This window comes from Apibacter sp. HY039 (assembly GCF_004023655.1).
In the GTDB taxonomy this organism is placed as follows: Bacteria; Bacteroidota; Bacteroidia; order Flavobacteriales; family Weeksellaceae; genus Apibacter; species Apibacter raozihei.
Genome location: NZ_SAYM01000002.1, coordinates 406,943 through 418,880, shown reverse-complemented (window position 1 = coordinate 418,880; position 11,938 = coordinate 406,943). Strand labels below are relative to the sequence as shown.

The window sequence follows — 11,938 nt, the reverse complement described above, 5'->3', positions numbered from 1 at the left end:
AGATACTAATAAATGATTTTAAATTTAGCTTTTGAACCTATTGCCGGCTTAAATTTTGAATATAAGTGATCAGGTTGGTGTTTATATATTCCTGATGGGTAATGTTACCAAAAAGAGTAGGAGAATCTGTTCCGTTTTTAACAATTGTGTTTGAAGTAGTAATGATAGCTTCATCCCAAAGAGAGTTGTCTATAAAATTTTGTAGAGTTTGTCTACCACCTTCAACAATCAATGATTGAATATTTCTTAAATAAAGATTATTTAATATTTGGGTATATATATTTTCTGAGAAATCAATCCGTATATATTCAGTAAACTCTTTTTTTAAATTTTTCTTTTCGTTGAATATTAAGGTAGGAGCTTCAGAGTTGTATAATCGGAAAGATTCCGGAACATCCAGTCGTCTGTCTATAAGAATTCGTAAAGGATTGCTTCCATGAATAGAACGGCAGGTAAGTGCAGGGTTATCTGTTACTGCGGTATTTTTCCCTACAAGGATGGATTCTTCCTGACTTCTGATTAAATGTGTTTTTTGTAATGAATAAGGATTGCTTATCCAGAAAGGAGAATCTCTATCCTCACCGTTGTCAATTTTTTTATTAAGGGTTTCCGCCCATTTAAGAAATATATACGGTCTTTTTTTTATATGAAAGGTAAAAAATCTCTTGTTTAAATTATAACATTCATTTTCAAGTATTCCTGTAACAATAGGTATTCCTGAATTTTTAATTATTGATATACCCTTTCCATTTACTTTTGAATTTGGATCTATAGAGCCTATTATAACTCTTTTAAATTGCAATTCTGCAATTTTTACCGCACAAGGAGGAGTCTTACCGTAATGTGAGCAAGGCTCTAGCGACACATAAATATCACTTTCCTTTAAAAGAGTTTTATCTTTTACAGAATCTATAGCATTAATTTCAGCATGAGCTTGTCCTGCTCTTTTGTGCCAGCCTTCACCAATAATTTGATTTTTATAAACGATAACCGAACCAACTAACGGATTGGGATAAGTAGTTCCTAATCCGTTCTTAGCTATTTGTATGCATCTTCGGATGTAGTTTTCATCCTGCTCAATCATAAAACTACTCTTCAGTTTCCGGTTTATTTACATTTTCCGATTGTGCTTTTGTATTAGTTGCACTCGTATCGGATAAATCCAGATTGATTAATTTAGAATAAGTTTGTTTTAACTCTTCTAATTTAATTTTTTTAGACTCTATATTGTTTAAAGTGTTTTGTAATAATGGATTGTCTTGTTTTGCATTAGAAAAGAAAGAAAGATTATTCTCTAATTGAACAACTTCATGTTCCAGATCCTGCATCTGTTTTTTCATTTTTCTCAGATCTTCGTCCAGCCTTCTGTCGTCTTTAGCTTGTTTATAATTTTCAACTTTTATGTTTAATTGCATTTCGTCAATAACATTTTTTTGAATATCAAATTGTTTAATCAGCTTTTTAATAGACTGATTAAATTCTTTATTGATATCCATATTTTCTCTAGGTACTTTACCTATAGAATTCCAACGAATGCTATATTCATTGATTTTGTTTAAAGCCTCATCTTTACTCAATTCGGATAGAGAATCCAATTCAGAAAGAAGTGCTTGTTTCTTCTCTAGGTTTTCAATCCATTCCTCATTAGTTTTTGAATTTCGTTGTTTATATTTATCAAAAAAATAATTACAATTTTCACGAAATTCATTCCATAATTTATCTGAATATTTTCTGGGAACGTGACCTATATTTTTCCATTCGTTTTGGATTTTTTTGTAAAGATTCAAAGCTACATCCCAGTCTTCACTGTCTTTATTAGATTTAGCTATTTCCAACAAATCATTTTTCTTCTTTAAATTTTCTTGTTGAATTTTTTTCAGATCTTTATAAAATGTGTTTTTCTTAGTGTTTATATCATGAAGTAAGTCTTTAAAACTTCCCCATGTTTCACTGCTAAATTCTTTTGGAGTCCTTCCCGTAGAAAAGAATTCTTCCCTTAACTGTTCGATTTTCTTTACGTTATTTTGCCAGAAAGAATGATCCGGAGTAGTTACTGAAACAATCTTTTTTAATTCCGCAATAATAAATTGCTTTTTTTCAAGATTAGCCTGCTGTTCTTCTTTAATTTTTTCGAATAACTCGGCTTTACGAGTATGAATTTTCTGAGTAATGGCTTTGAATTCCTGCCAGGTGGTTTCTCTGAATTCTTCTGCTACAGGTTCTGCCTGCTCTTTCCAAAGCTTATGTAAATATTGTAATTCGTTAAGAGCTTTTTGAACACTGGGTTCTGTTACCAATTCTTCAGCTCTTCCGATAATTGCTTTTCTTTGCTCAAGATTATGTGCGTAATCCAACTCCTCTAATTCTTTATTCATCCGAATAAAGTCATGAGTATTGTCTAAATGATGGAAATACGTTCTGAAAACATCTCCTGCTTTAGATTTTGGAATTTTTCCAGCCTCATGCCAACGTTCTTTTATATTTCTGAATTTTTTAAAAAAGCTACCGATAGACTCTATAGGGGTAGTATACAGCTCCTTAAGTTCTTCAATAATCTGAAGCCTTTTATCTAAATTAATCTGTTCTTTCTGTTCAATATCCTTGTAATGAGAACTTAACTTGGTTTTGTAATCATGATATAATGAGTTAAATTTGGTTTTAATAGAGTTATCTGGCTGATAACTTAATTCTTCACCTCCTTCATCTAAAAATTTTTGTTTTCTGTCAGTTTCTGCTTCATCAAATTTTTTATTGAAAGACTCCCGTATATGATTCATCGCATCACTAATCAAATAAACAGGATAGTCTGAAAGAAGGTTTTTAGCTTTGACAATAAGTTTTTCTAAATCCAAAGAATCGTAATCCTCTTCAGGAATATGTATTTCATCGTTTTCCTGATGATTTTTTGAATTCTCAGCATTAAGTTCATCAAAAGTGTTTTCACTTTGATTACTGTTTGTTGCTGCATTTTCAGCATTAACTATATTCTCGTTGTTTTCATTTCCTTCTGCATTATGCAGGTTATCCAATTCCGTACTCATAATCTGATGATATTTTCTCCTAACAAAAATATAAAAAAATATTATATATCTGCTACAGATGTGATAATAAAATCCTGATAAAAATGATATTTAAAAAAAAAAGATTGTTTTTATAAAATATAAAAATTACATATTTATTTTGTATTATATTTTAAATTTGATAAATAATAATACATATAGTTATTTAATAATTAAAGTTAACTAAAAATTAATATAATTTTTGTAGTTTGATGATTAGTTTTGTATTGACTAAGTATAAAGGATTAATCAATTTTAAAATTAAAGTTATGAAAAAAAATTACTCTTTAAACGTCTTATGTTTTATTTTCTGTGTTTGTTTTATCTTCCTGGGCAAGGCTCAATCAGAAACCATTATTTTATTTGAAGACTTTTCCTCTGCGTCAAAAGGTGACGATGTATCGGCTTCCAGTTCTTTATGGGCAGGAAATGATCATATAGTCTTGATAGATAAAGTTTATGAGGCAGGTGGAACCGTAAAGCTGGGAACAAGTGGAGCAGTGGGCTCTATCACTACCAAAGCTCTGGATTTATCCCAAAATAATGGAGTTTTCAAGGTACAGTTTAAAGTCAAAGGATGGAATAATTCCGGAAAAGTTCTGGTTACTGTCTCTGATTTGCCTTCGCAGGAAATATCTTATTCAGGGTCAAAAAATGACTCTTTTGAACAGGTGGAGGTAGTATTTACGGGAGGAAAAAAAGATGCAATGATAAGGATTGAAACTTTAAATGTTCCGGCTAATTTGAGAAGAGCATTTATTGATGATTTAAAAGTTTATTATGGAGGATCTAATTTAAACAATAATGCAAATTTATCGGAATTAAAAGTTAATAACGAGTTGCTCAATGGATTTTCTTCTTCAAAATCAGGATATTTTTATAACTTATCATCTGGAATTGATGTTCCTGTTTTATCAGCAAAAGCTGAAGATGCTAATGCAAACGTAGTAATATCAAATCTCTCCACTCTTCCGGGGTATGCATACGTAGATGTTACGGCAGAAAATGGGACAACTGTCAAACGATATAGTGTATATTTGTCACAGGAATCTTCTGAAGGAGAAAAAGGGTCTAAATCAAATCCGTATACTATTGATGAAGCAAGATCTAATCAGCACCCTGCTGGTGTCGTTACTAAATATTGGATGAAAGGTTATATTGCAGGAGCAGTAAATGGGACCATCAATAACATCGAAACTTCCGGTTTTACCAAAAATACCAATTTGGTTCTTTCACCTTCTGCAGATACAGATGTTTCCGATACATCGTTGTTAGTTCCGGTTGAGTTACCTATTGGTTCAGTCAGGAATTCTTTAAATTTGGTAGATAACAATCATAACTATAAAAAAGAAATTAAAATATATGGGACTTTAGAATCCTATTTTTCCTCACCAGGAATTCGCTCGGTTTCAGATTATGTATTGGATATTTTATCTACGGAAGAAATAAATTATAATGAGGAGGTTTCAGTATTGTCAACTACAGTTTTAGATGATTACCTGTCTGTTCTATGGTTGGGTAGATCTAAGATTGAAATTTATTCTATAAACGGTAAACTTGTAAAATCAGCCGAGTTAGCTGATAAGCAGCCTTTATATGTTGTTGATTTGAATCCTGGAATATATATTGTCCGAATACTAAATGACAGGAAAGTAAAAAGTATAAAAGTTGTGAAAAAATAGTTGTAATAAACATTTTAATATTTATTTAAGAAGAGCTGTGAATATAAACAGCTCTTTTTATTAATATAAACATTCTTTTAATTGATTTTAAAAAAGAGCATAAAGAAGAAAATACCGAATATATAATGTAAATAATTATTTTAACTTTTTTTAAATCCATTCAATATCGAAAACTTCAGAAAATTTTTCTTTAATAACAGTTTTTACTTTATTAATGTCTTCTTTGTATCCCAATTCTTTTTCTATAGAGGTAACTGCCTTGTTTTTAATTCCACAAGGTACAATATGTGAAAAATAATGTAAGTCTGTATTTACGTTAAGTGCAAAGCCATGCATAGTAACCCATCTGCTGGCTTTTACTCCCATTGCGCAGATTTTTCTAGCATAAGGTTTGCCGGGGTCAATCCATACTCCTGTTTCTCCGGAAGAACGTTCTCCTTTAATCCCGAAGTGTTCAACTGTTTTAATAATCGTTTCTTCCAGATATCTCATATACTTATGAATATCAGTAAAAAAATTTTCTAAATCCAGGATAGGGTATCCGACAATTTGTCCGGGACCATGATAAGTTATATCACCGCCACGGTTTGTTTTTATAAATTCTGCGTTAAGGTTACGTAAAAATTGCTCATCAATGAGAAGGTTAGAAAAATCGCCATTTTTCCCCAATGTATATATGTGTGAATGAGAAACAAAAAGAAAATAGTTAGGGGTAGTTAAGTGACTGATATTTTCCTTCTTTTTTTTTAATTTAATCTGAACAATTGAGTTTAATAATTCGTCTTGAATATTCCAGGCATCTGTATAAGGCATTTCATTCAAATCCCTGTAATGTACTTTTTTGTTTAGGATTTCATTCATGCGGCAAAAATACATATTTTTGGATTATATATAAACTATATTATTAAAATTAAATAAGTTATATCTATAATAGAATAGGTAAAAAAGATGTGAAAGTATTTATAATTGACTTGGAATCTTATAAATTTGTTAAAAATAAATCAATAAAAAAGAAGTTAATTTTTCAGGTTAAATAAAAACCCTTTCAAAGAGATTCTTGAAAGGGCTTAATTAACACTAAAAAACTTTATTAAAGAACAACTAATTATTGATGCAAATATACATTAATTTTTGTAAAAAAAAAACAAAAATAAATATTTGTTAAAAAAATGTTGTTGAAAAGGTGTTGAAATATAATTGTTGTGCAATGTGGTTTGTTTTTTTTTAGTTTAAATTTTTAGTATTTAAGTTTGATTTATTCTAATTTTATATTAAATATTTCATGTTTTATGGTAAGGGTATAAACGTTAAAATAATAACTTAAAATATATATTGTAAAAGAATGAAAATTTTGATTTACATTTGTTCTTATATCACAAAAAAATATAATAAAATTATATAAATATTATGGCTTTAGAAATTAGTGATCAATCATTTAAAGATGAAGTATTAAGCTCAAACGAGCCTGTTTTGGTGGATTTTTGGGCAGAATGGTGCGGACCTTGTAGAAACTTAACCCCAATAGTAGAAGAGTTGTCTGAAGAGTTTAAAGGGAAAGTAAAAGTTGCAAAAATAGATATTGATGCAAATCAGGAAGTTCCTGTAGAGTATGGGATCCGAAATATTCCTACTCTTCTATTCTTTAAGAATGGACAGGTAGTTGATAAAGTTGTTGGAGTTCAGCCTAAAGAAAAATTGGTTGAAAGAATGCAATCTTTATTAGCTAATTAATCAAGTATTAGTAAAATAATCTATAGAGCCGTCCTGTTTTTCAGGATGGTTTTTTTTTGTTTACTGTGGTTAAAATATAGTTTGGATTAGTTTACATAATACATGAAACATATATAGTATTTTAAAATATGAATAAATAAAAAAGCCCGGCTGATTAGCCGGGCTTTTTTATTTATGAATTAATTTTTCTCATACGTAAACTTTTAGGGGTTATCTCAAGATATTCATCATCCTTGATGTATTCCATGGATTCCTCTAAAGAAAAATCTATTTTCGGGAAAATTTTAGCAGCCTGGTCAGTACCTGACGCTCGTACATTCGTTAATTTTTTTCCTTTGATAAGATTTACATCCAAGTCATTATCTCTGGAATGTTCACCTACGATTTGTCCTTTATAAATTTGTTCTCCGGGCTCAACGAAAAATTTGCCGCGATCCTGAAGTCTGTCAATAGCGTAAGCAAGCGCCTGGCCTGTCTCAGATGAAACCAAAGAGCCGTTCTGCCGCTGAGGAATAATATCTTTCATCGGTTGAAAATCTTTGAAACGGTGATTGATGATAGCCTCTCCGGAAGTAGCCGTTAAAATAAGGTTTCTTAAACCTATCAGGCCTCTTGATGAAATTTCAAATTCAAGATGTTGTAAGTCACCCTTTGGTTCCATAACTTTTAATTCACCTTTTCTTTGAGTTACCAGCTCAATAGCTTTTCCTGAAACTTCAGAAGGCACATCAATGACAAGATTTTCAAAAGGTTCATGTTTAACACCATCAATTTCTTTAATAGTAACCATAGGACGTCCTACCTGCAATTCATAGCCCTCTCTTCTCATGGTCTCAATTAGAACAGATAAGTGAAGTATTCCACGTCCGAATACATTAAATTTATCCTCAGAATCGGTTTCATCAACTCTTAGAGCTAAATTTATTTCGGTTTCTTTCATTAAACGGTCACGAAGGTGTCTTGAAGTAACATATTTACCTTCTTTTCCAAAAAACGGAGAAGTATTAATGGTAAATAACATACTCATGGTAGGCTCATCAATAGATATTCTTGGAAGAGCTTCAGGTTCGTTTAAATCGGCGATTGTATCCCCGATATCAAAACTATCCACACCTATAATAGCACATAAATCACCACTTCTTACAGATTCAACAGCTCTTCTTCCCAAACCTTCAAACACCTGTAATTCTTTGATTCTGATTTTTTTCATTTTATCATTATCCTGACAAAGCATATAATCTTTACCAGCAAATAAATCTCCACGGTATACACGGCCAATGGCTATTTTACCAACGAAGCTAGAAAAGTCCAAAGAGGTAATCTGCATTTGTGCAGTACCTTCAACATATGGAGCTTCCGGTATTAGCTCAATAATTTTATCAAGCAGGTAGTTAATGTTATCCGTTGGATTTTTGTAATCACCGGACATCCAACCTTGTTTAGATGAGCCGTATACTGTTTGGAAGTCCAGCTGCTCTTCTGTAGCATCTAAATTAAACATTAGTTCAAAAACTTGATCGTGAACATGTTCCGGCTGGCAATTTTCCTTATCTACTTTATTAATAACCACAATAGGTTTAAGCCCTAATTCAATAGCTTTACTTAAAACAAAACGTGTTTGAGGCATAGGTCCTTCAAATGCATCAACCAAAAGAAGCACGCCGTCAGCCATTTTTAATACTCTTTCAACTTCTCCCCCGAAATCCGCGTGTCCCGGAGTGTCAATAATATTGATTTTTACTCCCTGATAGTTAACAGATACGTTTTTAGATAATATGGTAATACCACGTTCACGTTCAAGGTCGTTATTATCCAGAATTAAATCCCCTTCACTCTTTTCTACTACATGACAGGCCTGGATGATTTTGTCTACTAAGGTTGTTTTACCGTGATCGACATGGGCAATAATTGCGATATTTCTGATTGATTGCATAAAAATATTTAAATTCAGGTGCAAATGTAAGATTTTTATTATGAAACTAAAGACTAAGGTGATTTAAATTAAATCTTTTAAGTCTTTGTTAAATATGTTTTTAAGGTTTATCAACGGCTACATTTCCATCTCCTTCTAGCAGCATCCATTGGTTTAGGTGGTTAAAAGTGTCGCTGCCGAATGGATAAGAAGTTAAATATACTTTGTAAATTCCCTTAGAAGGGATTCCTTTTTTCCATGAATAATAGCTTATAGAGAGAGAATCAGTAATAGGTATGTTCGTTTGGTTACGTAATACTTTATGTATTTTGATTTTAGTCCATGAATATTTGCCTCCTGGTTCTTCGTATAGATATTCAGCTAAAACAATGGCTTTTGAATTTTTTAATTTAACGGAATCCTTATCTGTATAAATGTTTTTTGTTTTATTTATACTTTTTATGGGATCTGTTTTTTTAATCTGAGATTTGTTACACATTATACATAATGCAAAAAGTAACAGAATCGGTGAAAATTTCTTCATTTTCGATTTTATATAATTAATATTCAATTGCTTTTTGAAATGTCCATCCTCCATCCTTAAAGGTCTGAGTTAGTCCATTTCCTGCTGATAATAGTTTAATGTGCCCATTTATTTCCTCTAGTGTTGCTTTTCTGGGGTTGTATTTGGTAAGTTTACCATTTATATGAAAATCAATACCCCATACAATCGAATCAATTATCGAAACTTTTTTTTCAAAAATAGAGCTAATTGATAATACTGCTCTCCAGGCTGTGGGTCTGTTTATAGGATTAGGACGTTTTGGGATGTCATAAAAGTGAAGACGAAAATCAGAATTATGGTTTAATTCTGCAAGCGTATAATAGAAAGGTTCGTCATCGTCTGGTGGACATGCGTCGACACAGAAAGTATTAGTAGAGCCTATAGGTTGATTATCTTGAAATACTGTTTGAGTCCAACGCAAATATTTACCTTTATCCCCATTTCTTTTCGCTTCCATTTTGTACCAGAGGCTAGAAGTTTTAGTCAGATCTTTATAAATTATTTTCCACGGAATCGGAATGTATAATTCATCATCAGAACTAAGATTGGTTATTTTTTTTCTTCGATTCCGTAATGAAGAATTTTTTATATCATTCCATATTTTGCCACCATCTGATGATTTGTATCCATAATCAGCGGCTATTTGAGAGATAGTGTCTCCAAAATTAACTTTAATTTTCTGATATTTCATTTTTATGTTTATAAGGTATGGTAAATATACTTATAAATCGTAATTTTTATATTAAAATGTATTCTATATTTATTTAGTGATGCGATTTTTTTGTATAGGTTTGTTGATTTGATATTCTAGGATTAAAACTTTTTTATTGTAATTTTACAAAAAAATAAGTATGAGAATAATTTATACAGCCATAGTTTTCTGTTCTTTACTGTTGCCTGTCACTTGTACAGATAATAAGCAGAATTCTGTGAAAAATAACAATGATAATACAGAACAAGATAGTTTAGTTATTACAAATAAAGATGAAGTCTCAAAAGATATTAGTCTGGATCCTGTAACCAAATCTGTACCTAAATTTGAAGATGCGCAAGTCAATGAATTTGTTGATGCAACTAAAAAATATTTTGAAGAGGTAGCCCGAGCTAATAAAGAAGGTAATACAGATAAAATAATTGAATTGCAATTGCGTGCAAATGATATTGATGCAGAATTACAAAAAGTAAAAAAAAGGCTAACAGTGCAGCAGCAAAAACAATTGGAAGATTGGTATATGATGTTAGTTACTGCAGCCTCAAAATAAATTGTAAACACATCTAATAGTTTTAAAAAGCTTTATATTATAATATAAAGCTTTTTTTTATATAGAGTAATTAATTTATATATATGCATTAATTGTGTCTGGTAATATAACGTCTTGTTTGTTAAAATGACTTATATTTATTCTTTAAAAGGATAAATTGATAATTTGTTATGTTAATAAAAACCTATGGAAGTGCTGTTTATGGAGTCAATGCACAATTAATAACAGTTGAAGTTAATATAGATAAAGGAATCGGATATCAGTTAGTCGGCCTGCCAGACAATGCAATTAAAGAAAGTGCCCATAGAATTTCTGCAGCATTAAAAAATTGCGGATACAAAATGCCAGGGAAAAAAATAACGGTAAATATGGCTCCTGCCGATTTAAGAAAAGAAGGTTCAGCTTATGATTTGACGATAGCTATGGGAATTCTGGCAGCATCGGAACAAATTAAATGTGAGAATTTACAAGAGTATTTAATTATGGGAGAATTGTCTTTAGATGGTTCACTTCAACCTATAAAAGGAGTATTACCTATAGCCATTCAGGCCAGACAGGAAGGTTATAAAGGTTTTTTTCTTCCCAAACAAAATGCAAAAGAAGCAGCAATTGTAAATGAGCTTACTGTTTATGCCATTGAAAATATTAAAGAAGTAATAGATTTTTTTGATAAGGGAAAGGCTTTGACTCCATCATATGTCAATACACGAGAAGAATTTTTTAAGAGTTATACGAATCATCCTTACGACTTTTCAGAAGTAAAAGGGCAGGAAAATGTAAAAAGAGCTTTGGAAATAGCCGCTGCGGGCGGACATAATGTTTTGTTGATAGGTCCGCCGGGTAGTGGGAAGACTATGTTGGCAAAAAGGCTTCCATCTATTTTACCACCTTTAACTCTTTCAGAGGCTCTTGAAACAACCAAGATACATTCTGTAGCCGGAAAATTGGGTAATGAGTCGTCATTGATGACTGTCAGGCCCTACAGAAATCCTCACCACACCATATCTGGAGCAGCATTAGTAGGAGGAGGAACCTATCCTCAGCCGGGAGAAATTTCTTTATCACATAATGGGGTTTTGTTTTTAGATGAACTGCCTGAGTTCAACCGACAGGTATTAGAAGTATTAAGACAGCCACTTGAAGATAGAATGGTTACTATTTCACGCACAAGATTTACAGTTACATATCCTTCCAGTTTTATGCTGATAGCCTCTATGAATCCTTCTCCATCAGGATATTTTCCTGATGATCCTAAAAATACCAGTTCAATTCAGGAAATGCAGAGGTATATGAATAAAATTTCAGGACCATTACTGGATCGTTTTGATATCCATATAGAAGTTTCGCCGGTAGCTTTTGATGATTTATCTGAAAAAAGAAAAGGCGAAAGTAGTGAAGCCATAAGGGATAGAGTGATTAAAGCAAGGGAATTACAAACGATTCGCTATAACTCAATAGAAGAAATTCATTACAATTCCCAGATAGGGCCTAAACAATTAGATGATTTTTGTGGTTTGAACGAAGATTCAAAAAAATTATTAAAAAAAGCTATTGACAAGTTAGGACTATCGGCTAGGGCTTACGATCGCATATTACGTGTAGGAAGAACTATAGCCGATTTAGATGAATCTGAGGAAATAGTCTCATATCACATTGCAGAAGCTATACAATATCGTAGCTTAGACAGAAATCATTGGGGAGTATAAGATATTAACAAGTATTTAGTA

Annotated in this window: 10 protein-coding genes; 4 read left to right on the top strand and 6 right to left on the bottom strand. The window is 31.5% G+C overall.

Annotation, left to right across the window (positions count from 1 at the left end; genetic code table 11):
* Positions 1-37: 37 nt before the first annotated feature.
* A complete protein-coding gene (gene ribD / locus EQ921_RS05850; protein ID WP_128330951.1) occupies positions 38-1,084 on the bottom strand; it encodes a bifunctional diaminohydroxyphosphoribosylaminopyrimidine deaminase/5-amino-6-(5-phosphoribosylamino)uracil reductase RibD in 1,047 nt (348 codons plus the stop codon).
* 4 nt (positions 1,085-1,088) lie between these two features.
* Positions 1,089-3,041 carry a DUF349 domain-containing protein gene (locus tag EQ921_RS05845; RefSeq protein WP_128330950.1) on the bottom strand — a complete coding sequence of 651 codons (1,953 nt, stop codon included), beginning with the start codon at positions 3,039-3,041 and terminating at the stop codon, positions 1,089-1,091.
* Between the two features lie 287 nt (positions 3,042-3,328).
* On the opposite strand from EQ921_RS05845, the gene EQ921_RS05840 reads away from it, so the two are divergent.
* Positions 3,329-4,741 (top strand): DUF6359 domain-containing protein, encoded by a 1,413-nt coding sequence (locus EQ921_RS05840; RefSeq protein ID WP_164875595.1) that lies wholly within the window; start codon positions 3,329-3,331, stop codon positions 4,739-4,741.
* A 150-nt stretch (positions 4,742-4,891) separates the two neighbouring features.
* Here the strand turns inward: EQ921_RS05840 and lipB are convergent, their stop codons facing one another.
* A complete protein-coding gene (gene lipB / locus EQ921_RS05835; RefSeq protein ID WP_128153250.1) occupies positions 4,892-5,602 on the bottom strand; it encodes a lipoyl(octanoyl) transferase LipB in 711 nt (236 codons plus the stop codon).
* 546 nt (positions 5,603-6,148) lie between these two features.
* On the opposite strand from lipB, the gene trxA reads away from it, so the two are divergent.
* The gene (gene trxA, locus EQ921_RS05830; RefSeq protein ID WP_128153249.1) at positions 6,149-6,472 is read left to right on the top strand and encodes a thioredoxin; all 324 of its coding nucleotides are present in this window, start codon (positions 6,149-6,151) and stop codon (positions 6,470-6,472) included.
* Positions 6,473-6,644: 172 nt separating this feature from the next.
* Here the strand turns inward: trxA and typA are convergent, their stop codons facing one another.
* The 3 genes from typA to EQ921_RS05815 form a co-directional block, all read right to left on the bottom strand.
* Positions 6,645-8,405, bottom strand: coding sequence for a translational GTPase TypA (gene typA / locus EQ921_RS05825; protein ID WP_128330948.1), 1,761 nt, complete (start codon positions 8,403-8,405; stop codon positions 6,645-6,647).
* Between the two features lie 100 nt (positions 8,406-8,505).
* Positions 8,506-8,928: a hypothetical protein gene (locus EQ921_RS05820; protein ID WP_128330947.1), complete on the bottom strand. Its 423-nt coding sequence runs from the start codon at positions 8,926-8,928 to the stop codon at positions 8,506-8,508.
* Positions 8,929-8,944: 16 nt separating this feature from the next.
* Positions 8,945-9,640 carry a hypothetical protein gene (locus EQ921_RS05815; protein WP_128330946.1) on the bottom strand — a complete coding sequence of 232 codons (696 nt, stop codon included), beginning with the start codon at positions 9,638-9,640 and terminating at the stop codon, positions 8,945-8,947.
* A gap of 160 nt (positions 9,641-9,800) precedes the next feature.
* On the opposite strand from EQ921_RS05815, the gene EQ921_RS05810 reads away from it, so the two are divergent.
* The gene (locus EQ921_RS05810; protein ID WP_128330945.1) at positions 9,801-10,211 is read left to right on the top strand and encodes a hypothetical protein; all 411 of its coding nucleotides are present in this window, start codon (positions 9,801-9,803) and stop codon (positions 10,209-10,211) included.
* Between the two features lie 170 nt (positions 10,212-10,381).
* A complete protein-coding gene (locus EQ921_RS05805; RefSeq protein WP_128330944.1) occupies positions 10,382-11,917 on the top strand; it encodes a YifB family Mg chelatase-like AAA ATPase in 1,536 nt (511 codons plus the stop codon).
* Positions 11,918-11,938 lie beyond the last annotated feature (21 nt).

Bases quoted from the DNA above. Each gene is read 5' to 3' on its own strand.
- ribD (WP_128330951.1), bottom strand. From the start codon at position 1,084: ATGATTGAGCAGGATGAAAACTACATCCGAAGATGCATACAAATAGCT.
- EQ921_RS05845 (WP_128330950.1), bottom strand. From the start codon at position 3,041: ATGAGTACGGAATTGGATAACCTGCATAATGCAGAAGGAAATGAAAAC.
- EQ921_RS05840 (WP_164875595.1), top strand. From the start codon at position 3,329: ATGAAAAAAAATTACTCTTTAAACGTCTTATGTTTTATTTTCTGTGTT.
- lipB (WP_128153250.1), bottom strand. From the start codon at position 5,602: ATGAATGAAATCCTAAACAAAAAAGTACATTACAGGGATTTGAATGAA.
- trxA (WP_128153249.1), top strand. From the start codon at position 6,149: ATGGCTTTAGAAATTAGTGATCAATCATTTAAAGATGAAGTATTAAGC.
- typA (WP_128330948.1), bottom strand. From the start codon at position 8,405: ATGCAATCAATCAGAAATATCGCAATTATTGCCCATGTCGATCACGGT.
- EQ921_RS05820 (WP_128330947.1), bottom strand. From the start codon at position 8,928: ATGAAGAAATTTTCACCGATTCTGTTACTTTTTGCATTATGTATAATG.
- EQ921_RS05815 (WP_128330946.1), bottom strand. From the start codon at position 9,640: ATGAAATATCAGAAAATTAAAGTTAATTTTGGAGACACTATCTCTCAA.
- EQ921_RS05810 (WP_128330945.1), top strand. From the start codon at position 9,801: ATGAGAATAATTTATACAGCCATAGTTTTCTGTTCTTTACTGTTGCCT.
- EQ921_RS05805 (WP_128330944.1), top strand. From the start codon at position 10,382: ATGTTAATAAAAACCTATGGAAGTGCTGTTTATGGAGTCAATGCACAA.